Raw genomic sequence first — 21,575 nt, 5'->3', positions numbered from 1 at the left:
TTGCGTTTGTCATCAGTTTAAGCAGTTTACCTGCTTTTAGATTTTCAACCTACCATATAGGTGGCGGTAGCACTGGCAATATAAAGCTGTTCTTCATTGTGCAGTTCGACACGGGCGACGGCGACTTTATTACCCGCACGTAACAGGCTACTGGTGGCTGTAAAACGCTCACCCCTGCCTGGACGCAGATAATCGACGCGAAGATCTATGGTTCCCATCCGCGATAGCCGCTGACGCAGTTCATCTTCATTAATGGTTTCGTGACGCGTTAAAGTGCTGCCTACACATACCAGGCCAGCGGCGACATCCAGCGCCGACGCAATCACCCCGCCGTGCAAAATACTTTGCGCCCAGTTACCGACCATCATTGGCTGATTATTAAAGGCCAGCTGCGCAAATTCTTTTTCGTAACGCTCCAGTTCCATCCCCAATGCCCGGTTAAACGGCATGTGATAGACAAACATTTCACCCACTAATTTCAGGGCTTGTTCAGCAGTCAGTACGGCAGACATATCATCCTTACACTTCAATAGTTAATGAAATGTTGATTTTATGCTTCTTTGTTGTTGGTTTCTACTTTAGGAAGGGATAACTAACGGCAATTGAGTTAAGTATGTAGAATAGCCTGCAGAAATATTCATCTAATCAATAATTCGTCACGGAGAACATGACCGATGCGGACTCTTCTGGGCTGGTTGTTGCCTGTATATATGCTGCCGCTGGCGGTACATGCACAAGAGGCAACGGTGAAAGAGGTGCATGATGCGCCTGTTGTGCGCGGTAGTATTATCGCCAATATGTTGCAGGAACATGATAATCCTTTCACCCTTTATCCTTATGACACCAACTACATCATCTATACCCAGACCAGCGATCTGAATAAAGAAGCGATTGCCAGTTACGACTGGGCAGAAAACGCGCGTAAGGATGAAGTAAAGTTCCAGTTAAGTCTGGCGTTTCCGCTTTGGCGTGGGATTTTGGGAGCAAACTCTGTACTGGGTGCGTCTTACACCCAGAAATCCTGGTGGCAGCTTTCTAATAGCGAAGAGTCATCGCCGTTTCGTGAAACTAATTACGAACCGCAATTATTCCTCGGTTTTGCTACCGATTACCGCTTTGCTGGCTGGACACTGCGCGATGTGGAAATGGGCTACAACCACGATTCAAACGGGCGATCTGACCCGACGTCCCGTAGCTGGAACCGTATCTATACCCGCCTGATGGCAGAAAACGGCAACTGGCTGGTGGAAGTCAAACCGTGGTATGTAGTGGGTAATACAGACGATAACCCGGATATCACCAAATATATGGGGTACTACCAGCTTAAAATCGGCTACCACCTGGGTGATGCCGTATTGAGCGCGAAAGGACAGTACAACTGGAACACCGGTTACGGTGGTGCGGAGTTAGGCTTAAGTTACCCGATCACCAAACATGTGCGACTTTATACCCAAGTCTACAGCGGTTACGGCGAATCGCTTATCGACTATAACTTTAACCAGACCCGCGTCGGTGTGGGGGTTATGCTAAACGACTTGTTTTGATGAACGGTTGAGTGGTTGGCAAATCTGGAATCCAGCATCCAGTATTACCCTCTCAGAAACTAAAAGCATTGCAGTTTCTTGCGCAGGCGCTGAAAATAGCGCCTGTTTTTATTTCAGGCAATTGGGGTGAATGTGGCGCAGGCGGAAGTGTTGAATCTGGAGTTCGGAGCTAAACAGGTTTTACAAGAAACCTTTGGCTACCAACAGTTTCGCCCCGGTCAGGAAGAAATTATCGACACCGTACTTTCCGGTCGCGATTGCCTCGTCGTCATGCCAACTGGCGGCGGAAAATCCCTGTGCTATCAAATCCCTGCGTTGTTATTGAACGGTCTTACTGTCGTTGTTTCACCGCTAATTTCGTTGATGAAAGATCAGGTGGATCAACTGCAAGCCAACGGTGTGGCGGCGGCGTGCCTTAACTCGACGCAGAACCGCGAGCAGCAGCTTGAAGTGATGACAGGCTGCCGTACCGGGCAAATTCGCCTGCTATATATCGCGCCGGAACGCCTGATGCTGGATAACTTCCTTGAGCATCTGGCGCACTGGAATCCTGTCTTATTAGCCGTTGATGAAGCGCATTGTATTTCCCAATGGGGTCACGATTTCCGCCCGGAATATGCCGCGCTCGGCCAGTTGCGCCAGCGTTTCCCGACGTTGCCGTTTATGGCGTTAACCGCTACTGCCGATGACACCACGCGGCAAGATATCGTGCGCCTGCTGGGGCTTAATGATCCGCTGATCCAAATCAGTAGTTTTGACCGCCCGAATATTCGCTACATGTTGATGGAGAAATTTAAACCACTCGATCAACTGATGCGTTACGTTCAGGAACAACGCGGTAAGTCGGGGATTATTTACTGCAATAGCCGTGCGAAAGTAGAAGACACCGCTGCGCGCCTGCAAAGTCGGGGTATTAGCGCAGCGGCGTATCACGCAGGGCTGGAAAACGATGTCCGTGCCGACGTGCAGGAAAAATTCCAGCGTGATGACCTGCAAATCGTGGTGGCTACCGTGGCCTTCGGCATGGGAATCAATAAGCCTAACGTTCGCTTCGTGGTGCACTTTGATATTCCGCGCAATATTGAATCCTACTATCAGGAAACAGGTCGCGCCGGGCGTGACGGCCTGCCAGCGGAAGCGATGCTGTTTTACGATCCGGCAGATATGGCGTGGTTGCGCCGCTGTCTGGAAGAAAAGCCGCAGGGGCAGCTACAGGATATCGAGCGCCATAAACTGAATGCGATGGGCGCGTTTGCCGAAGCGCAAACCTGTCGTCGTCTGGTACTGCTGAACTACTTTGGCGAAGGGCGTCAGGAACCGTGTGGGAACTGCGATATCTGCCTCGATCCGCCGAAGCAATACGATGGTTCAACCGATGCGCAGATTGCGCTTTCTACCATTGGTCGTGTGAATCAGCGGTTTGGTATGGGCTATGTGGTGGAAGTGATTCGCGGCGCTAATAATCAGCGTATCCGCGACTATGGTCATGACAAACTGAAAGTTTACGGCATGGGGCGTGATAAAAGTCATGAACACTGGGTGAGCGTGATCCGTCAACTGATTCACCTCGGTCTGGTGACGCAAAATATCGCCCAGCATTCTGCGCTACAACTGACAGAGGCCGCGCGTCCGGTGCTGCGTGGCGAATCCTCTTTGCAACTCGCCGTGCCGCGTATTGTGGCACTCAAACCGAAAGCGATGCAGAAATCCTTCGGCGGCAATTATGATCGCAAACTGTTCGCCAAATTACGCAAACTGCGTAAATCGATTGCCGATGAAAGCAATGTTCCGCCGTATGTGGTGTTTAACGATGCGACACTGATTGAGATGGCAGAGCAAATGCCGATCACCGCCAGCGAAATGTTGAGTGTAAACGGTGTCGGGATGCGCAAGCTGGAACGCTTTGGTAAACCGTTTATGACGCTGATCCGCGCTCATGTCGACGGCGATGACGAAGAGTAGTCAACGGCATAAAAAAGTGCCAGGATGAACACTCCGTAAACGTTTTCCCCGCGAGTCAAATGTATGTTGATGTTATTTCTCACCGTTGCCATGGTGCACATTGTGGCGCTTATGAGCCCCGGCCCCGATTTCTTTTTTGTCTCTCAGACCGCCGTTAGTCGTTCCCGTAAAGAAGCGATGATGGGCGTGCTGGGCATTACCTGCGGCGTAATGGTCTGGGCAGGAATCGCGCTGCTTGGCCTGCATCTGATTATCGAAAAAATGGCCTGGCTGCATACGCTAATTATGGTTGGCGGTGGTCTGTATCTTTGCTGGATGGGTTACCAGATGCTGCGCGGTGCGCTGAAAAAAGAGGCTGTTTCTGCGCCTGCGCCACAGGTGGAACTGGCGAAAAGCGGACGCAGTTTCCTGAAAGGCTTGCTGACCAATCTCGCCAATCCGAAAGCGATTATCTACTTTGGCTCGGTGTTCTCGCTGTTTGTCGGCGATAACGTCGGCACCACCGAACGCTGGGGCATTTTCGCGCTGATTATTGTCGAAACGCTGGCGTGGTTTACCGTTGTTGCCAGCCTGTTTGCGCTACCGCAAATGCGCAGGGGTTATCAACGTCTGGCGAAGTGGATCGACGGTTTTGCCGGAGCGTTATTTGCCGGATTTGGCATTCATTTGATTATTTCGCGTTGATGCCAGACGCATCATCAGAGTTGGTCGGATAAGGCGTTTACGCCGCATCCGACATTATTTTCAGGCATGTCTTGCCGATGCCAACAGCGCCCCCACCAGCATAAATAGCGAGCCGAATATCTTATTCAGCGCCTTCATCTGCTTCGGCCCTTTAATCCAGAGAGCGATTCGTTGGGCGAGGGTGGCGTAACCGATCATCACAATAATATCGACCACAATAGTGGTGACGCCGAGCACAATATACTGCATCAGTTGCGGTTGCTGCGGCATGATGAATTGCGGAAATAGCGCCGCCAGAAACACAATACTTTTGGGATTAGTAAGATTCACAAACACTGACCGCTGGAACAGGTGGCGGCGCGATTGGGTAGGCGTCAGCGATTTAAGATCAATTGCACCAGCGGCGCGCCACTGCTGTATTCCCAGCCAAATCAGGTAAGCCGCGCCTGCCCACTTCAACACTTCAAAAGCAATAACCGAGCGGGAAAATAGTGTCCCCAAACCCACGCCAACCAGCACAATATGAATCGCCAGTCCGGTCTGAAGCCCTGCAATAGACGCCACCGCGCCGCGATAACCGTGGTTGAGCGAGGTGGTCATGGTGTTGATTGCGCCAGAGCCTGGCGAGAGGCTTAAAATGATCGATGTCAGTAAGTAGGCGAACCACCATTCAAAGGTCATGGGAATCTCCCGGATAGTCTATTTTTGTGCCACAATACGCTACTGTCGCAGCGTTGTGTCAGGCACGCTTAAAAAAACGATTTTACGTGGTTTAAGAGGCAGATTACCCGATGTTTCAGCAGCAAAAAGACTGGGAAACAAGAGAAAAAGCGTTTGCTGCTTTTACGATGGGGCCACTGACTGACTTCTGGCGTCAGCGGGACGAAGCAGAGTTTATCGGCGTGGATGACATTCCGGTGCGTTTTGTCCGCTTTCGCGCTCAACAACATGATCGGGTGGTCGTCATTTGTCCGGGGCGTATTGAGAGCTATGTAAAGTATGCGGAGCTGGCCTACGACCTGTTCCATCTGGGGTTTGATGTCTTAATCATCGACCATCGCGGTCAGGGGCGTTCCGGTCGACTGTTAGCCGATCCGCATCTTGGTCATGTTAATCGCTTTAATGATTATGTTGATGATCTGGCGGCGTTCTGGCAACAAGAAGTTCAGCCTGGTCCGTGGCGTAAACGCTATATACTGGCGCACTCGATGGGCGGTGCGATTTCCACGCTGTTTCTGCAACGTCACCCTGGTGTGTGCGATGCCATTGCGCTAACTGCGCCAATGTTTGGGATTGTGATTCGTATGCCATCATTTATGGCGCGGCAGATCCTTAACTGGGCAGAAGCGCATCCACGTTTTCGTGATGGCTATGCGATTGGCACCGGGCGCTGGCGCGCGCTGCCGTTTACCATCAATGTACTGACCCACAGCAGGCAACGATATCGACGTAATTTACGTTTCTATGCTGATGACCCAACGATTCGCGTCGGTGGGCCGACCTACCATTGGGTACGCGAAAGTATTCTGGCCGGCGAACAGGTGTTAGCCGGTGCGGGTGATGACGCCACGCCAACGCTTCTCTTGCAGGCTGAAGAGGAACGCGTGGTGGATAACCGTATGCACGACCGTTTTTGTGAACTCCGCGCCGCAGCGGGTCATCCTGTAGAAGGGGAGCGACCGCTGGTAATTAAAGGTGCGTACCATGAGATCCTTTTTGAAAAGGACGCAATGCGCTCAGTCGCGCTCCACGCCATCGTTGAATTTTTCAACCGGCATAACTCACCCAGCGGAAATCGCTCTATAGAGGTTTAAATTTCTTATGTATCAGGTTGTTGCGTCTGATTTAGATGGTACGTTACTTTCTCCCGACCATACGTTATCCCCTTACGCCAAAGAAACCCTGAAACTGCTCACCGCGCGTGGCATCAACTTTGTGTTTGCGACGGGTCGCCACCACGTCGACGTGGGGCAAATTCGCGATAATCTGGAGATTAAGTCTTACATGATTACCTCCAATGGCGCGCGCGTGCACGATCTGGATGGCAATCTGATTTTCGCGCATAACCTGGATCATGACATTGCCAGCGACCTGTTTGGCGTGGTCAACGACAACCCGGACATCATTACTAATGTTTATCGTGATGATGAATGGTTTATGAATCGCCACCGTCCGGAGGAGATGCGCTTTTTTAAAGAAGCAGTATTTAAATATGCGCTGTATGAGCCGGGTTTGCTGGAGCCGGAAGGCGTCAGCAAAGTGTTCTTCACCTGCGACTCCCATGAAAAATTGTTACCGCTGGAGCAAGCAATCAATGCTCGCTGGGGCGATCGCGTCAACGTCAGTTTCTCTACTTTGACTTGTCTGGAAGTGATGGCTGGCGGCGTTTCTAAAGGTCATGCGCTGGAAGCGGTGGCGAAGAAACTGGGCTACAGCCTGAAGGATTGCATTGCGTTTGGTGACGGGATGAACGACGCCGAAATGCTGTCGATGGCGGGGAAAGGCTGCATTATGGGCAGTGCGCACCAGCGCCTGAAAGATCTGCATCCGGAGCTGGAAGTGATTGGCACTAACGCCGAAGACGCGGTGCCGCATTATCTGCGTAAGCTCTATTTATCGTAATCGTTCTTTATTTGGTCAGTTGTCAACCTAATACTTCGCTACAATGGATACTCGTTAATCAAAGAGTTTTCCATTGTGGCGCTACTTATCATCACCACGATTCTGTGGGCCTTCTCCTTTAGCTTTTATGGCGAGTACCTTGCGGGGCACGTCGATAGCTATTTTGCGGTGCTGGTACGCGTTGGTCTGGCGGCACTCGTTTTTCTGCCGTTTCTGCGTACCCGTGGCAATAGCCTGAAAACCATTGGCCTGTATATGCTGGTGGGCGCGATGCAACTTGGCATTATGTATATGCTGAGTTTCCGCGCCTATCTCTACCTGACGGTCTCTGAACTGCTGCTGTTTACCGTGCTGACGCCGCTCTACATCACGCTGATTTATGACATTATGAGCAGACGTCGTCTGCGCTGGGGCTATGCCTTTAGCGCCTTGCTGGCGGTGATTGGTGCCGGGATTATTCGCTATGATCAGGTCACCGACCATTTCTGGACTGGCCTGCTGCTGGTGCAGCTCTCCAATATCACCTTTGCGATTGGCATGGTGGGTTATAAACGCCTGATGGAAACCCGCCCGATGCCGCAGCACAACGCCTTTGCGTGGTTCTATCTCGGCGCGTTCCTGGTGGCGGTGATTGCATGGTTCTTTCTGGGCAATACGCAGAAAATGCCGGAAACAACGCTGCAATGGAGCATTCTGGTATTTCTTGGCGTGGTGGCTTCAGGGATTGGCTACTTTATGTGGAACTACGGCGCGACGCAGGTGGACGCCGGAACGCTGGGTATTATGAATAATATGCACGTTCCGGCAGGGCTGCTGGTTAACCTGGCTATCTGGCATCAACAGCCGAACTGGCCAACATTTATCACAGGCGCGCTGGTGATCCTGGCCTCACTGTGGGTGCATCGGAAGTGGGTCGCTCCGCGCTCTTTACAAACGGCAGATGATCGCAGGCGTGATTGCGTGCCGAGCGAATAAACGCTTCTGTCACTGGCTGACGCTGCTCGCCATCGCGCACGGCGGCGTATAGTCGGCTCCACAGGCCTTCGCCCAGGGTTTTGGTCACCACCAGACCCTGGCGCTCAAAACTCTCCACCACCCAATGCGGCAGAGCGGCAATACCCATCCGCGCGGCAACCATCTGAATCAACAATAAGGTGTTATCGACGCTTTTCAGTGACGGGCTGACGCCTGCCGGCTGAAGAAAATGGCGCCAGACATCCAGTCGGCTGCGCTGCACCGGATAAATCAGCAGCGTTTCGCTGGCGAGATCTTCCGGTGTGATTCGCGTTTTCGCCGCCAGTGGGTGGTCAGGTGCTAACACCAGACGCACCTCATAATCGAACATCGGCGAATAATGCAGGCCACTGCGCGGCAGAATATCGGAGGTCATCACCAGATCCAGCTCGCCCTGCTGCAACGCAGGCTGCGGGTCAAACGTTACGCCTGATTTAAAATCCATCTCGACCTGCGGCCAGTTCTTATGGAAATTTTCTAACGCGGGTGTCAGCCACTGAATACAGCTATGGCACTCAATGGCAATACGCAGGCGCGTTTGCTGCGGTTCATTGCAGGCTTGCAGTGCCTGACTGATTTGCGGCAGTACCTGGTTTGCCAGTTGCAACAGGATTTCTCCCTGCGGCGTAAAACGTAGCGGCTGGCTTTTACGCACAAATAGCCGGAAGCCAAGGCGTTGTTCCAGATCGCTAAACTGGTGAGACAGGGCGGATTGCGTCTGATGCAACGTCGCCGCAGCGGCTGCGAGCGAGCCGCAATTCCGCAACGCTTGTAGCGTTTTCAGGTGTTTTACTTCGATCATGAAAGTCCTTCACTTCGGCATGAATAATTTGCGCTTGAGGAATATACAGTAACCGCCAATTATGGATGTGTAAACATCTGGACGGCTAAAATCCTTCGTCTTTTAAATTTATGGTGCGTTGGCTGCGTTTCTCCACCCCGGTCACTTACTTCAGTAAGCTCCCGGGGATGAATAAACTTGCCGCCTTCCCTAAATTCAAAATCCATAGGATTTACATATAATTAGAGGAAGAAAAATGACAATATTGAATCACACCCTCGGTTTCCCTCGCGTTGGCCTGCGTCGCGAGCTGAAAAAAGCGCAAGAAAGTTATTGGGCGGGGAACTCCACGCGTGAAGAATTACTGGCAGTAGGGCGTGAATTGCGTGCTCGTCACTGGGATCAACAAAAGCAGGCGGGTATCGACCTGCTGCCGGTGGGCGATTTTGCCTGGTACGATCATGTTCTGACCACCAGCCTGCTGCTGGGTAACGTTCCGGCGCGTCATCAGAATAAAGACGGTTCGGTGGATATCGACACTCTGTTCCGTATTGGTCGCGGTCGTGCGCCAACAGGTGAACCTGCGGCGGCGGCAGAAATGACCAAATGGTTTAACACCAACTATCACTACATGGTGCCGGAATTCGTTAAAGGCCAACAGTTCAAACTGACCTGGACGCAGCTGCTGGATGAAGTAGACGAGGCGCTGGCGTTGGGTCACAAGGTGAAACCTGTGCTTCTGGGGCCGGTTACCTATCTGTGGCTGGGGAAAGTGAAAGGTGAACAGTTTGACCGCCTGAGCCTGCTGAACGATATTCTGCCGGTTTATCAGCAGGTTCTGGCAGAACTGGCAAAACGCGGTATTGAGTGGGTACAGATTGACGAACCGGCGCTGGTGCTGGAACTGCCGCAGGCGTGGCTGGACGCATATAAACCTGCTTACGATGCGCTCCAGGGCCAGGTGAAACTGCTGCTGACCACCTATTTTGAAGGCGTAACGCCAAACCTCGACACGATTACGGCGCTGCCTGTTCAGGGTCTGCATGTCGACCTCGTTCATGGCAAAGATGATGTAGCAGAACTGCACAAGCGCCTGCCTTCTGACTGGCTGCTGTCTGCCGGACTGGTCAATGGTCGTAACGTCTGGCGCGCCGATCTCACCGAGAAATATGCACAAATTAAAGACATTGTCGGCAAACGTGATTTGTGGGTGGCATCTTCCTGCTCGCTGCTGCATAGCCCTATCGACCTGAGCGTGGAAACGCGTCTTGATGCAGAAGTGAAAAGCTGGTTTGCCTTCGCCCTGCAAAAATGTCATGAACTGGCTCTACTGCGTGATGCGCTGAACAGTGGTGATACGGCAGCTCTGGCAGAGTGGAGCGCCCCGATTCAGGCGCGTCGTCACTCTACCCGCGTACATAATCCGGCGGTAGAAAAGCGTCTGGCGGCGATTACCGCCCAGGACAGCCAGCGTGCGAACGTTTATGAAGTGCGTGCTGAAGCCCAGCGTGCGCGTTTTAAACTGCCAGCCTGGCCGACCACCACGATTGGTTCCTTCCCGCAAACCACGGAAATTCGTACCCTGCGTCTGGATTTCAAAAAGGGTAATCTCGACGCCAACAACTACCGCACGGGCATTGCGGAACATATCAAGCAGGCCATTGTTGAGCAGGAACGTTTGGGACTGGATGTGCTGGTACATGGCGAGGCTGAGCGTAATGACATGGTGGAATACTTTGGCGAGCACCTCGACGGTTTTGTCTTTACGCAAAACGGTTGGGTACAGAGCTACGGTTCCCGCTGCGTGAAGCCACCGATTGTTATTGGTGACGTTAGCCGCCCGGCACCGATCACCGTGGAGTGGGCGAAGTATGCGCAATCGCTGACCGACAAACCGGTAAAAGGGATGCTGACCGGCCCGGTGACCATTCTTTGCTGGTCATTCCCGCGCGAAGACGTCAGCCGTGAAACCATTGCCAAACAAATTGCGCTGGCGCTGCGTGATGAAGTGGCCGATCTGGAAGCCGCTGGAATTGGTATCATTCAGATTGACGAACCGGCACTGCGCGAAGGGTTACCGCTGCGTCGCAGCGACTGGGACGCCTATCTCCAGTGGGGCGTGGAGGCTTTCCGTATCAACGCCGCCATAGCGAAGGATGAAACGCAGATCCACACTCACATGTGTTATTGCGAGTTCAACGACATCATGGATTCGATTGCGGCGCTGGATGCAGACGTCATCACCATCGAAACCTCGCGTTCTGACATGGAGTTGCTGGAGTCGTTCGAAGAGTTTGATTATCCGAATGAAATCGGTCCAGGCGTCTATGACATTCACTCGCCAAACGTACCGAGCGTGGAATGGATTGAAGCCTTGCTGAAGAAAGCGGCAAAACGCATTCCGGCAGAGCGCCTGTGGGTCAACCCGGACTGTGGCCTGAAAACGCGCGGCTGGCCAGAAACCCGCGCGGCACTGGCGAACATGGTGCAGGCGGCGCAGAATTTGCGTCGGGGATGATGAATATTAACGAGTCACTGTAAATTACAGCACGATAATGGCTTCCAGCACTGGAAGCCATTTTGCTATGTGTGCTGGGTATTAAAAGGATTCTCAGGAACAGAAAATTAATTGCGGATTTCTTAAATATTCCATGCACCACTGGCAGGCTTTGCCCATACCATCGGAACGAGCGGCAAGAAATAACTTGGTGGCGTGTTTATGTTCGCGCATTGGCTTTTTAAGCAATTTACCGCTGTTTAATAATGGCAATGCCAGATGATGTGGAATATAGCCAATACCGACGTTTTGTTCTATTAAGGCGATTGCCGTAGCGAAGTCAGGAACAAAAATGGGTTTTTGTCCTTCCAACAACCAGGCTTGCATCGGGGGGAAATTAACGGAGGTATCGCGGATACAAACCGCTGGATAATGACGCAATTCACTGTTTTCTAATGGATGCCGCTTCGCTGCCAGTGGGTGGAGTGGGCTGACGACAAAATCCCATTCCATTTGCCCGACCGGTTCGCTAATGATGCCTTCACTGCCTGGCACTGCATGAGGAGCACCGTAGACCAGATCGGCACGTTTACTGTACAGAGCATCCCAGCAGCCGTTGTATACCTCGAGATCTACCGTCAGCGTTGTTGATGTGAATTGCCGTTCAAAATCACGAATAAATGCCACCAGCAAATCACCAGGAATAATATTGTTCACTGCAATTGTCAGTTCACGTTCAATACCATCGTGAATCAACACTGTGTTGCGCTTTAACGCCTCCAGATCGCCCAAAATAGTTTTGCTATGTTCGATGAAATAACTCCCCGCCGGAGATAATTCAATATAGCGTCCCTTACGAATGAACAGCTCAACGCCCAGACTCTCTTCTGCTTTCTTAATGGTGTAACTGATGGCGGAAGGGACTTTATTTAACTGCTCGGCTGCGGTGGTAATGCTCTGGTGTCTGGCGACCAGATGAATAACACGAAGCGTTTCGTCAGAGATGAACATAAGGCTCCCTGGTCAGTGGTAAAGCGGCTGAATCTCTCCAGATTCAGCCGTAATTATTGCTTTAGTATACCCAGGAACTAGCTGCGTTGACTTACCCGGCTGAGAATCGCATACGCGATACATGCCACCAGAATGGAGTCCACCGAAGGGATCGTCGTCAGGGTGAATAAACCTTTTACAGTCATAAAGCCAACCGCTGCGCCTATGATCCATGCCGCGAATGTCAGCACTTTAATCTGTGACTCCTGGGCTAACACTGACTCTTGATAGCCATTACGGCGATAAAGGAAAAAGTCAGCGATATAAATTCCGGCAACGGGTGGCGTGGCGATACCGAGGAACAGCAGGAACGGAATAAACCACGCCATAATATCCAGACTGCCTACGATGGCGGAAAGGATACCCAGCGCCACGGTAATCTGCCATTTGGGAAAGCGGGTAAGCAGTGTGGAAACCACCAGCGTGCCCTGGAACATATTGCCCGCGTTACCGGTGACGCAGGCGAAAATCAACAACAGTGCCGCAGGCAGAACGGCGCCGAATACCGCCATTGCACCCAGTAAAGAGCCCTGACCGCTAATGGCGCTCGGTGTTGCACCCGCCCAGTAAAGTAGAGGGTAGGCAACCAGAAACGTCATGCCTGCGGCGATCAGCGCATGTTTGCGGTTATGCACAAAACTACCGAAATCAGGCAATGTGGCAACCAGCACAATAATCGTACCAACAACGGTGGAAACGGCGACACCCGTATTCATCTCCGCTATCGCCGCTGGTGCTGCCACTTCAGTATGGGTTGCAACGTAGAGGATATAACACAGCACCAGCGCGATAACCGGCACGGCAACCTGAGCAATTTTCCCCAGAACGGCGAAACCAAATGCTGTAGAGGCGACAAAAATGACACAGCCTGCCGCCACTAACAGTGCCAGTGGAACTTCCAGCCCATGCTGGGCCAGTAAGTCATGTATCGAATGACCAAACATATTAGCGGTAACGGCAATCCAGCCGAACAGACTTATCGCCATCAAAATGTTAATGGCGACGGCTCCTTTCTCACCAAATGAATATTTCACAATGCCATACGTTGGCAGACGGGCTTTTTCTCCAACGCTAATGGTGATGGCAGAAAGTAAGGTCAGAATGACGCCGCCTAACAATACGACGCTAATTAAACTGCTGCTGGAAAGTTGATTACCAAGGCTTGAGGATGACAACAGCACAGGTGTAACCGCAATACCCAGCAAAATCATGGCAATACGCAATCCTGATGCCGTATTCAGACTCTCTTCTTTTTTACGCATAGTATGTTCCCTTTATAAATGCGCGTTACACAGTATGAAAATGCCCGGTGTATTTGCGCCAGCTACCCAGTTCTGTAATTTCCCGTTGGCCTTCTGTGAGCCAGTTTTCAGCCAGCACACCCAGCACTTCGCTACCATTGGCAAGTTTGATTTTGCCAATTGCCAGCCCGGCAGGTTCGCTCATTAACAGAGCGGCAAAACTGGCCAGCGGCAGTTGCCAAATTTCTACATCGACGTGTGTTCCTCCTTCATTCACGCGAATCATTCCTGGATGGCGATCGTTAATACTCCACAGCCGGTAATGGGCGTCAGTTCGGTCTTCGCGAACAAAAATGCCGCCCGCTTTTTGCATATTTTGGTTAAGTTCCAGGCCGCGCATCAGTGTTCCGTTAACGGCTAAAAGCGTTGTAGTCATTATGTTCTCCAGAAAATTAAAGGGTTATCCATGTACCGCTCTGATGCGCCAGGGCCGCTTTTATGGTTTGCGGTGAGGTAATCAGGCCGCTGGCCTGTTTGCCTTGTTGCTGGCTGGCATTGATGAAATCAACAATGGCTTCCACTTTTGGTTGCATACTGCCGACACCAAACTGACCTTCCTGCAACAGCGTTTGCGCTTCGACAACGCTGATAGCGTCGAGCCACTGTTGTTGTGGTGTACCAAAGTTAACCGCCACTTTTTCTACACCGGTGGGGATCACCAGCAGATCTGCGCCTAACTGACTGGCGAGCAGCGCGGAGGCCAGATCTTTATCGATCACGGCTTCCACACCTTTCAGTTGTTGTCCGTCTCGCACCACCGGAATACCTCCGCCGCCGCAGGCAATAACCAGATATCCCTGGCGCACTAGGTGAGCGATGGTGTTGTGCTCAATAATTTCCAGTGGCGCAGGAGAGGGAACAGTACGCCGCCACCCGCGCCCGGCGTCCTCCATCAGAGTCCAGCCGAGCTGCTGCTGGCGTTGTTGGGCCGTTGCTTCATCGAGAAACGCGCCAATCGGTTTACTGGGGCTGGCGAAAGCATCGTCATGTGGGCTAACTCGCGTTTGTGTCACTAGCGCAATTACTGGTTTGTTTATGCCACGGCGAGCGAGTTCGTTATGCAGCGCCTTCTGGAACATGTAGCCAATTGCGCCTTGTGTATCACCCACGGCGTAATCAAGTGGAACTGGAGAAACTTCGTTACAAGCAAGTTCAGAGCGACGCAGAATAAAGCCCACCTGCGGCCCATTACCGTGGGTTAGCACCAGATTCCATCCGGCTTCAACCATATCAACGATATGCTGCACGCTTTCCATCACTGCAACATATTGATCGGGAATACTATTGTGTTGATCGTCGTGAATGAGCGCATTGCCGCCAACCGCGACAACAGCCAGTGGCTTAACCATGATGATTCTCCTTTGCGACGATCTCAGCCAGTGCACGTATAGCGGCGACAAAACAGGCCATCGGCGCAGTGGTGATCCCGGCACCAATTTGCCCGACTCCCGCTTGTTTGTGGGCGATACCCGTATTGATGACCGGTAAAATGCCGCGATCGGTAACTTTACGCGCATCAATCCCTGCTGCGGTGGGGGCAAAATTGAGGGCAGGAAGTGTAAATGCGGGGTTACCGCCGAGGGTGATTGCCTGCATCCGACGGCTGTTATTGGTGGCATCGGCAGGTGTGCCTCCCACAAATTTAACGATTGCCGGAGATGACGCCATCGCGAAGCCACCTACACCAGCGGTTTCGGTAATTGCGCTATCGCCCAGGTCAGCAGCGGCGTCGTCAACGCCAAATCCGGGGAAGAACAGACCTTCAACGGCATTGGCAGGAGCCTGGAACCAGCGATCACCAGTACCGGAAATCCGAATACCAAAATTCACCCCGTTACGCGCCATCACCGTAACCATTGAACTGAACGGTACATTGGCGGCGGCATCCATCATTGCTTTACAGGCGGCCATCGACAGATTGAGGAAGAAGTGATCGTTACCGGTGATAAATGCCACGACGCGCTGGATATGTTCCTGTGGAAGAGAGCAGGCCAGCAATGCCGGGAGCAGGCGCTTAATCAGCAAACCGGTAGCGGCAGCATTGCGGTTATGAACTTCATCCCCCATATGCAGCGCCTGCGCCATTAATGGCTTGAGTTCCAGCTCGCCGTGTTGTGCGATTGCTGCTTTCATTGCCGGCGCCAGTTCATCGCGCATCCAGGCCAGACGATAGAGAACTTCGTCGTTATTGGCGCCAAAACGGAGAACCTTACCCAGACCTTCATTGAAATTACTAAAAGTACGATGACCGTTGGTTTTATTTTCCACCACCCATAACGGCATTGACGGGCTGATGATGCCTGCCATTGGTCCAACCGCGTGATAATGATGACAAGGGGCAAGGTCGATTTCGCCTGCGTTTATCTGGTTTTCTGCGTCTTGCTGGCTGGTGGCCCAACCTTCGTACAGCATGGCACCAATAATCGCCCCTTTTACCGGACCACACATCTCTTCCCAGGCAATTGGCGGGCCAGAGTGCAGAATGCGTTTTCGTTCAGCCATTGCCGGGATCGCCTCTTTAGCGAGCATGACATCTACCAAAACGGGTTGTGCTTCGAGATAACGAGTCATGGCGATTTGGTTGGCATTTTCTACCAGGGGATGACGTAGCAACGATGCCAGATCCAATCCAGCGTCAATATTGCCTTGTGCTGGTGGCTGCCAGTTGAGTGCAATTGCATTTCCTCCAGCATGTTGAATATTGTTAGCAAAACTGTGTAGTCCCGCGTTTACGACCTTCAAAGGCTGATTAAATAAGGTATTCATGCGTTTAGTCCCTTTTTCTGCAACTGAGTCTGCGCAACGGTGCTTGCCCATAGCGCCGCCTGTGCATTGCTGTTGGCAATGATGACGCCCGCATTTTGTAGTGCGCTTATCTGCTGACTGCGTATTTGCGGATCAGCTTCCGTTCCGCAAACGTGCGCAATCAGCAACGGTGCGTTATTCATGTCGATGTGTGAAAGTTGGTCCAGTAATTCGCTGGCAGGCGTAGCGGAAGCGCCATAACCAAGTACCAGGTCGAATAACACGACGGCAGTGTGTGAGTCGTTGAGTTCGTTGAGCAGACGTTGATTGCGCAGAGTCGGGTCGATCATTGGATGCGGTTTGCCACGGGTGAAATCATCGTCGCCCATATCGATCAGCGTGTGATCTTCGCTTTGCCAGATATTTGCCAGAGCACGATTACCCGCAACTGGCGTATTGGAGGCGGCGCGGAATCCCTCTTGCTGGCAGATAAGTTGCGCTTCGTAACAGAAGGTTCCTCCGGCGAAAACTCCGCGTATCGCCTGGCGATGGGCTGGCAGGCGTTGGCAGGCGTTTTGTAACATTGTGAGATCGTCGCAGGAAATCTCTATCTCGACAGCAGGAAGTGGCTGATCATTCAGTAACGCCACGGCGATATTTGCGGCGCTGGCAAGTGTGGTGGCAGCGGTGATATTGGGACGTGCAAGATCATGCGGATTCGCACCGAGGAAATTCACCACCACGGGTTTTCCACAATCCTGGGCGCGCTCCAGAATATTCCGGGCAACGATCGGTGAAGGCGGTTTTGAAATAAGCACAATCACGCGTGTTTCATCGTCTTGCGCTAGCGCATCTAAAGCAAAGAGCATCGATATTCCACCAATCTCTTCACTGAGATCATGCCCGCCTGTTCCCAGCGCCTGAGAAATACCCGCTCCGAGCTGGTCGATTCGGCAAGTCACTTCCTGTAGCCCGGTGCCTGACGCGCCGATAACACCAATCGCTCCGCGTTTCACCACATTGGCGAAGCCTAACGGAATACCGTTAATAATGGCGGTTCCACAGTCCGGCCCCATCACGATGCGCTGACGTTCTCGGGCAAGCGTTTTGATGGATTTTTCCTGCTTGATACTGACGTTATCGCTGAACATCATCACGTTCATTCCGAGGTTTAACGCTTTAATTGCTTCGGCGGTGGCGTAGTCTCCCGGTACAGAAATGAGTGCCAGGTTGGCTTCGGGTTCGGCTTCCAGTGCCATTTCCAGGCTGACCTTTTCCGGTGTTTTAATGCCACTATCCGTTTCATCATCGGGTTTGCTGGTCAGACGTTGCTGGGTCAGTACCAGTGCTTCATTGCAAATATCTTCTTCACCCATGACTGCAATCACTAAATCATTGGGACTGGCGTTGATTTCGTTACCCAGACCCGCATCGCGCAATTGTTCAAGATTATTGGGTGTTCCCATGACGACCGAAGCCTGTTGAATACCGGGCAACTTGCTGATTTGCGCGGAAATCTGCATCAGAGAAACCGAGTCCTGATAAAGATTGCTGAAAACTTTATGTTTAACTTTCATGCTGTTATGCCTGTTTCATTCCGCCCGATAGTAAAATTCGGGCAAAGCATTCCCGTGTAGCGCCATAAATGAGCTACAGGAGAAAAGGTTGAAATCAATTCATGGTATTCAGGGTTCGAAAGCCATGCAGCATTCCTGCAAGGCAATCCACTCCTGACGTTGCGCCAAATTGCATGACCTGTTCTGCACAGGATGCGATTGTCATTGCCGATGCGCCCCCAACCAGTTGTGCGAGTAACTGGCAAATCGGTTCTGAAAAATGCCCCCGAAGCGCACGCTCCAGATAATGACGACTGATGTCAGTGGTGTTGCGCGCATGTTGATCAATTGCCTGTTGCAACCGATATTGATGATCGGCAAGTGGTGCAGGTAGTTGCCATAACCAGAGCGCCGCCAGATAGCCCAACAAATAGTCATCTCCATCGGGCGTTAAGCCTTTGCCAAAGCCGATCAGTTGTGGCACCTGGCGTTCCAGCGCATCTGGATGTTCCATAATCTCTAATCCCTGGTGTGTGAGACTATCCGGCAGGTGCAATGTGCTTTGAACGTTATGCTCCAGACAAAATAAAAGCCGTTGCGATGCCATCGTTGGGTAGTGCTGGAAAACTAAAGGGAACGCCTCAAGTGTCAGCATTCCCCCCACAAATGACGGCTGCCAGAGTGTTGCGTTATCAAGAGCCACACAAAAGCGAGGTGTCTGCAGCAAGCCTGGGGTTAACTGAACGGGATCGGAATGGGCAATCTCACTTCGCCAGTCCCAACGCTCAGGCAGTTTGACTCTGGTGGCATCAGGGAGATTCAGATACGTTTGCGCACACAACAGGGTGATGAATGTTCCCGCTTCTGAATGCAGATTTACCGCATGTTTAAAAGCACTGTGCAGACGTAAATCTTGCGTTTCATTCCACGGGAAAAGATATCCCAACGATGATGCGCAAAGCGTAACCTGTACCATCGGTGTTAACCTTCCAGGCCTGCAATAATGGCTTTGGAATCAGTAACCCAACCGAAAATGGCACCTTGTGCTTTGATCATCTCCAGGGCGTATTTCTGGAATTCCGGAAAATAGGAGCCAACGCAATCTTCCGGGATGATGCACTCATAACCACGATCATTCGCTTCGCGCACGGTGGTGGTCACACAGACTTCAGTGGTTACTCCGCAAACAACCAGCGTTTTGATGCCGTGGTTTTGCAAAATCAGATGTAAGTCGGTTTGATAAAAAGCGCCTTTGCCGGGTTTATCAATCACCGGTTCGCCTGCGACCGGGTACAGTTCAGGAATGATGTCATGACCTGCTTCACCTCTGACCAGAATGCGCCCCATCGGGCCTGCTTCACCAATAAAGGTTTTACCGCCGCGCGTCAGTTTGGCTGGTGGGCAGTCGCTTAAGTCTGCACGATGGCCTTCACGGGTATGAATAACCATAATTCCTTTTTGACGTGCGGCTGCCAGCACCTCTGTACATGGTGCGATAGCCGTGCGTACCAGTGAAACATCATTGCCCAGTGCTTCACCGAAGCCCCCTGCTTCGACAAAGTCACGCTGCATGTCGATCATGACCAGTGCAGTTGTGCGTGGATCAAAAAGTAATTCAAAGGGTTGAGCCTGAAAAATGGATTGCGTCATGGTAAATCTCCTGTCTGATGTTTAAACGATCCAGTTGTTCTGAGAATGAGTATTCAGGAGAAAAGCGGCACAAAACAGGAAAAAAGTTTGCCGCACAGCAACGAAATTTTTGCATTCAGCAGGCGGCGTGATGACGAATGTGAAGGGGGTCAAATCGTGGCATACAGCAACAAAATTTTTGATGCTGTATGGTTTTGAGTTTAAAAAAATAGTTGAAATTGTGTGAGCTTAAGCACCTGAGTTAGCTGCTATGGTGGTTATTTTTTAACACCATACTGCTTAAACCATTCCAGCATACGCTGCCAACCGTCTTTCGCAGACTCGGCATGATAGCTCGGGCGATAATCGGCGTTAAACGCATGACCGGCATCCGGGTACACGATAATCTCCGCTTTCGCGTTTGCTGCCCGCAGCGCCTGACGCATGGTTTCGACGCTCTCCTGCGGAATGCTGTTATCCTGACCGCCATATAAGCCGAGAACCGGCGCGTTAAGATCGGTTGCGATATCAACAGGTTGTTTCGGTGAATTCAGCGACTTATCGCCTGTCAGCTTGCCGTACCACGCCACCGCCGCTTTCAGCTGCGGGTTGTGCGCGGCATACAACCAGGTGATACGTCCGCCCCAGCAAAATCCGGTGATCATTAAACGATGGACATCGCCGCCGTTGCGGGACGCCCAACTGGCGACATGATCGAGATCGGCCAGCACCTGTGAGTCAGGCACTTTTGCTACCAGACCGCTTAGCAACGTGGGAATATCGGCGAAATCATTCGGATCACCTTCGCGGAAGTAGAGTTCTGGTGCGATAGCCAGATACCCCTCCAGCGCCAGACGGCGACAAATGTCACGGATATGTTCATGCACGCCAAAAATTTCCTGCACTACAATGACCACTGGTAGTGGGCCATCGCTCTGTTTTGGACGGGCATGATAAGCAGGCATGTTATCCCCTTGTGAAGGGATAGAGGTGAACCCTGCCACAATCGCATCGTCCGGAGTCTGAACGATGGTCGAGGCGAGGGGGGATGCAGCAGGTGCAAATCCAGAGTGTTGTGTTGTTGTCATGGTATTCTCCGTACCCTTATAAAAATTTTGCGCAATGTTAACTATAGTCAGCGTGCAACAATTCACATTGCCTCAAATGGCTCATCTTTTAAGCGGCCTTACTGACTTAAGAGTAAATTATGTGATTTAAGTCACTTTTGATGAGTAAATGTATGCAACACATTTGCATCATAGTGATGACTATCACGAAAAAATCTTAATCCCTTCGGTAAAGTACCTTTTTGCTTCTTCTGACTAAACCGATTCACAGAGGAGTTGTATATGTCCAAGTCTGATGTTTTTCATCTCGGCCTCACTAAAAACGATTTACAAGGGGCTACGCTTGCCATCGTCCCTGGCGACCCGGATCGTGTGGAAAAGATCGCCGCGCTGATGGATAAGCCGGTTAAGCTGGCATCTCACCGCGAATTCACCACCTGGCGTGCAGAGCTGGATGGTAAACCTGTTATTGTCTGCTCTACCGGTATCGGCGGCCCGTCTACTTCTATTGCCGTTGAAGAACTGGCACAGCTGGGCATTCGCACCTTCCTGCGTATCGGTACAACTGGCGCTATTCAGCCGCATATTAATGTTGGTGATGTACTGGTTACCACGGCGTCTGTTCGTCTGGATGGCGCGAGCCTGCACTTCGCACCGCTGGAGTTCCCGGCTGTCGCTGATTTCGAATGTACGACTGCGCTGGTTGAAGCAGCGAAATCCATTGGCGCGACGACTCACGTTGGCGTGACTGCTTCTTCTGATACCTTCTATCCAGGTCAGGAACGTTACGATACTTACTCTGGTCGCGTAGTCCGTCACTTTAAAGGTTCTATGGAAGAGTGGCAGGCGATGGGCGTGATGAACTATGAAATGGAATCTGCGACTCTGCTGACCATGTGTGCAAGCCAGGGCTTGCGTGCTGGTATGGTGGCGGGCGTTATCGTTAACCGTACCCAGCAAGAGATCCCGAATGCTGAGACGATGAAACAAACTGAAAGCCATGCGGTGAAAATCGTGGTGGAAGCGGCGCGCCGTCTGTTGTAATTCTCTTCTCCTGTCTGAAGGCCGACGCGTTCGGCCTTTTGTATTTTTGCGTAGCGCCTCGCAGGAAATGCCTTTCCAA

General features: G+C 51.8%; 20 protein-coding genes. 8 read left to right on the top strand and 12 right to left on the bottom strand.

Features of this window, described 5'->3' with window-relative positions; translation table 11 throughout:
- Window positions 1-44 precede the first annotated feature (44 nt).
- Window positions 45-512, bottom strand: coding sequence for an acyl-CoA thioesterase YigI (yigI, locus tag LG381_RS04015; protein WP_001277144.1), 468 nt, complete (start codon window positions 510-512; stop codon window positions 45-47).
- Between the two features lie 162 nt (window positions 513-674).
- Here yigI and pldA point away from each other — a divergent pair, with 162 nt between their 5' ends.
- The 3 genes from pldA to rhtC all read left to right on the top strand — a co-directional run bounded on the left by pldA (window position 675) and on the right by rhtC (window position 4,190).
- Entirely contained in the window at window positions 675-1,544 is an 870-nt protein-coding gene (pldA, locus tag LG381_RS04010; RefSeq protein ID WP_001259600.1) for a phospholipase A, read from the top strand.
- 132 nt (window positions 1,545-1,676) lie between these two features.
- Complete coding sequence (recQ, locus tag LG381_RS04005) at window positions 1,677-3,506, top strand: ATP-dependent DNA helicase RecQ (RefSeq protein ID WP_024165090.1); 1,830 nt, start codon at window positions 1,677-1,679, stop codon at window positions 3,504-3,506.
- 63 nt (window positions 3,507-3,569) lie between these two features.
- Complete coding sequence (rhtC, locus tag LG381_RS04000; RefSeq protein ID WP_000928829.1) at window positions 3,570-4,190, top strand: threonine export protein RhtC; 621 nt, start codon at window positions 3,570-3,572, stop codon at window positions 4,188-4,190.
- Window positions 4,191-4,250: 60 nt separating this feature from the next.
- Here rhtC and rhtB read toward each other — a convergent pair whose 3' ends face one another.
- Window positions 4,251-4,871 (bottom strand): homoserine/homoserine lactone efflux protein, encoded by a 621-nt coding sequence (rhtB, locus tag LG381_RS03995; protein WP_000142514.1) that lies wholly within the window; start codon window positions 4,869-4,871, stop codon window positions 4,251-4,253.
- A 110-nt stretch (window positions 4,872-4,981) separates the two neighbouring features.
- On the opposite strand from rhtB, the gene pldB reads away from it, so the two are divergent.
- The 3 genes from pldB (at window position 4,982) to bioP (ending at window position 7,787) form a co-directional block, all read left to right on the top strand.
- The gene (pldB, locus tag LG381_RS03990; protein WP_000487635.1) at window positions 4,982-6,004 is read left to right on the top strand and encodes a lysophospholipase L2; all 1,023 of its coding nucleotides are present in this window, start codon (window positions 4,982-4,984) and stop codon (window positions 6,002-6,004) included.
- 7 nt (window positions 6,005-6,011) lie between these two features.
- Window positions 6,012-6,812 (top strand): sugar/pyridoxal phosphate phosphatase YigL, encoded by an 801-nt coding sequence (yigL, locus tag LG381_RS03985; RefSeq protein WP_000285344.1) that lies wholly within the window; start codon window positions 6,012-6,014, stop codon window positions 6,810-6,812.
- Between the two features lie 75 nt (window positions 6,813-6,887).
- Window positions 6,888-7,787, top strand: coding sequence for a biotin transporter (gene bioP / locus LG381_RS03980; protein ID WP_225762057.1), 900 nt, complete (start codon window positions 6,888-6,890; stop codon window positions 7,785-7,787).
- On the opposite strand, the gene metR is transcribed toward bioP, so the two are convergent.
- The gene (gene metR / locus LG381_RS03975) at window positions 7,675-8,628 is read right to left on the bottom strand and encodes an HTH-type transcriptional regulator MetR (protein WP_000573620.1); all 954 of its coding nucleotides are present in this window, start codon (window positions 8,626-8,628) and stop codon (window positions 7,675-7,677) included. The two genes, bioP and metR, sit on opposite strands and share 113 nt — an antisense overlap.
- 235 nt (window positions 8,629-8,863) lie before the next feature.
- Here metR and metE point away from each other — a divergent pair, with 235 nt between their 5' ends.
- Window positions 8,864-11,125: a 5-methyltetrahydropteroyltriglutamate--homocysteine S-methyltransferase gene (gene metE, locus LG381_RS03970; RefSeq protein ID WP_222679880.1), complete on the top strand. Its 2,262-nt coding sequence runs from the start codon at window positions 8,864-8,866 to the stop codon at window positions 11,123-11,125.
- A gap of 93 nt (window positions 11,126-11,218) precedes the next feature.
- Here the strand turns inward: metE and LG381_RS03965 are convergent, their stop codons facing one another.
- The 9 genes from LG381_RS03965 to LG381_RS03925 form a co-directional block, all read right to left on the bottom strand.
- Window positions 11,219-12,115 (bottom strand): LysR substrate-binding domain-containing protein, encoded by an 897-nt coding sequence (locus LG381_RS03965; RefSeq protein WP_225762056.1) that lies wholly within the window; start codon window positions 12,113-12,115, stop codon window positions 11,219-11,221.
- Between the two features lie 77 nt (window positions 12,116-12,192).
- Window positions 12,193-13,416 (bottom strand): cytosine permease, encoded by a 1,224-nt coding sequence (locus tag LG381_RS03960; protein WP_135523410.1) that lies wholly within the window; start codon window positions 13,414-13,416, stop codon window positions 12,193-12,195.
- 25 nt (window positions 13,417-13,441) lie between these two features.
- Window positions 13,442-13,831, bottom strand: a complete 390-nt coding sequence (locus LG381_RS03955) for a glutamyl-tRNA amidotransferase (RefSeq protein WP_225762055.1) — start codon at window positions 13,829-13,831, stop codon at window positions 13,442-13,444.
- Window positions 13,832-13,847: 16 nt separating this feature from the next.
- On the bottom strand, window positions 13,848-14,804 hold the full coding sequence (gene arcC / locus LG381_RS03950) for a carbamate kinase (protein WP_225762054.1): 957 nt from the start codon (window positions 14,802-14,804) through the stop codon (window positions 13,848-13,850).
- Window positions 14,797-16,221, bottom strand: coding sequence for a DUF1116 domain-containing protein (locus LG381_RS03945; protein WP_225762053.1), 1,425 nt, complete (start codon window positions 16,219-16,221; stop codon window positions 14,797-14,799). The genes arcC and LG381_RS03945 overlap by 8 nt, the downstream gene beginning before the upstream one ends.
- Window positions 16,218-17,777, bottom strand: a complete 1,560-nt coding sequence (fdrA, locus tag LG381_RS03940; RefSeq protein ID WP_225762052.1) for an acyl-CoA synthetase FdrA — start codon at window positions 17,775-17,777, stop codon at window positions 16,218-16,220. The genes LG381_RS03945 and fdrA overlap by 4 nt, the downstream gene beginning before the upstream one ends.
- 94 nt (window positions 17,778-17,871) lie before the next feature.
- Entirely contained in the window at window positions 17,872-18,732 is an 861-nt protein-coding gene (locus tag LG381_RS03935) for a DUF2877 domain-containing protein (RefSeq protein ID WP_225762051.1), read from the bottom strand.
- A gap of 5 nt (window positions 18,733-18,737) precedes the next feature.
- The gene (locus LG381_RS03930; protein ID WP_225762050.1) at window positions 18,738-19,406 is read right to left on the bottom strand and encodes a cysteine hydrolase; all 669 of its coding nucleotides are present in this window, start codon (window positions 19,404-19,406) and stop codon (window positions 18,738-18,740) included.
- Window positions 19,407-19,663: 257 nt separating this feature from the next.
- Window positions 19,664-20,473, bottom strand: coding sequence for a dienelactone hydrolase family protein (locus LG381_RS03925; protein ID WP_135523415.1), 810 nt, complete (start codon window positions 20,471-20,473; stop codon window positions 19,664-19,666).
- A gap of 261 nt (window positions 20,474-20,734) precedes the next feature.
- Between LG381_RS03925 and udp the strand changes: the two genes are divergently transcribed.
- Window positions 20,735-21,496, top strand: coding sequence for a uridine phosphorylase (gene udp / locus LG381_RS03920; protein WP_000045177.1), 762 nt, complete (start codon window positions 20,735-20,737; stop codon window positions 21,494-21,496).
- The last annotated feature ends 79 nt before the right edge of the window (window positions 21,497-21,575 follow it).

Origin of the sequence: Escherichia sp. Marseille-Q3837 (assembly GCF_916618735.1) — a bacterium.
GTDB classification, from domain to species: Bacteria; Pseudomonadota; Gammaproteobacteria; order Enterobacterales; family Enterobacteriaceae; genus Escherichia; species Escherichia ruysiae.
This window is presented reverse-complemented; position numbering and strand designations above follow the sequence as displayed.

Bases quoted from the DNA above. Each gene is read 5' to 3' on its own strand.
- metE (WP_222679880.1), top strand. From the start codon at position 8,864: ATGACAATATTGAATCACACCCTCGGTTTCCCTCGCGTTGGCCTGCGT.
- rhtB (WP_000142514.1), bottom strand. From the start codon at position 4,871: ATGACCTTTGAATGGTGGTTCGCCTACTTACTGACATCGATCATTTTA.
- LG381_RS03965 (WP_225762056.1), bottom strand. From the start codon at position 12,115: ATGTTCATCTCTGACGAAACGCTTCGTGTTATTCATCTGGTCGCCAGA.
- arcC (WP_225762054.1), bottom strand. From the start codon at position 14,804: ATGGTTAAGCCACTGGCTGTTGTCGCGGTTGGCGGCAATGCGCTCATT.
- LG381_RS03925 (WP_135523415.1), bottom strand. From the start codon at position 20,473: ATGACAACAACACAACACTCTGGATTTGCACCTGCTGCATCCCCCCTC.
- rhtC (WP_000928829.1), top strand. From the start codon at position 3,570: ATGTTGATGTTATTTCTCACCGTTGCCATGGTGCACATTGTGGCGCTT.
- LG381_RS03935 (WP_225762051.1), bottom strand. From the start codon at position 18,732: ATGGTACAGGTTACGCTTTGCGCATCATCGTTGGGATATCTTTTCCCG.
- udp (WP_000045177.1), top strand. From the start codon at position 20,735: ATGTCCAAGTCTGATGTTTTTCATCTCGGCCTCACTAAAAACGATTTA.
- LG381_RS03930 (WP_225762050.1), bottom strand. From the start codon at position 19,406: ATGACGCAATCCATTTTTCAGGCTCAACCCTTTGAATTACTTTTTGAT.
- metR (WP_000573620.1), bottom strand. From the start codon at position 8,628: ATGATCGAAGTAAAACACCTGAAAACGCTACAAGCGTTGCGGAATTGC.
- yigL (WP_000285344.1), top strand. From the start codon at position 6,012: ATGTATCAGGTTGTTGCGTCTGATTTAGATGGTACGTTACTTTCTCCC.
- fdrA (WP_225762052.1), bottom strand. From the start codon at position 17,777: ATGAAAGTTAAACATAAAGTTTTCAGCAATCTTTATCAGGACTCGGTT.
- LG381_RS03960 (WP_135523410.1), bottom strand. From the start codon at position 13,416: ATGCGTAAAAAAGAAGAGAGTCTGAATACGGCATCAGGATTGCGTATT.
- LG381_RS03945 (WP_225762053.1), bottom strand. From the start codon at position 16,221: ATGAATACCTTATTTAATCAGCCTTTGAAGGTCGTAAACGCGGGACTA.
- pldA (WP_001259600.1), top strand. From the start codon at position 675: ATGCGGACTCTTCTGGGCTGGTTGTTGCCTGTATATATGCTGCCGCTG.
- yigI (WP_001277144.1), bottom strand. From the start codon at position 512: ATGTCTGCCGTACTGACTGCTGAACAAGCCCTGAAATTAGTGGGTGAA.
- LG381_RS03955 (WP_225762055.1), bottom strand. From the start codon at position 13,831: ATGACTACAACGCTTTTAGCCGTTAACGGAACACTGATGCGCGGCCTG.
- pldB (WP_000487635.1), top strand. From the start codon at position 4,982: ATGTTTCAGCAGCAAAAAGACTGGGAAACAAGAGAAAAAGCGTTTGCT.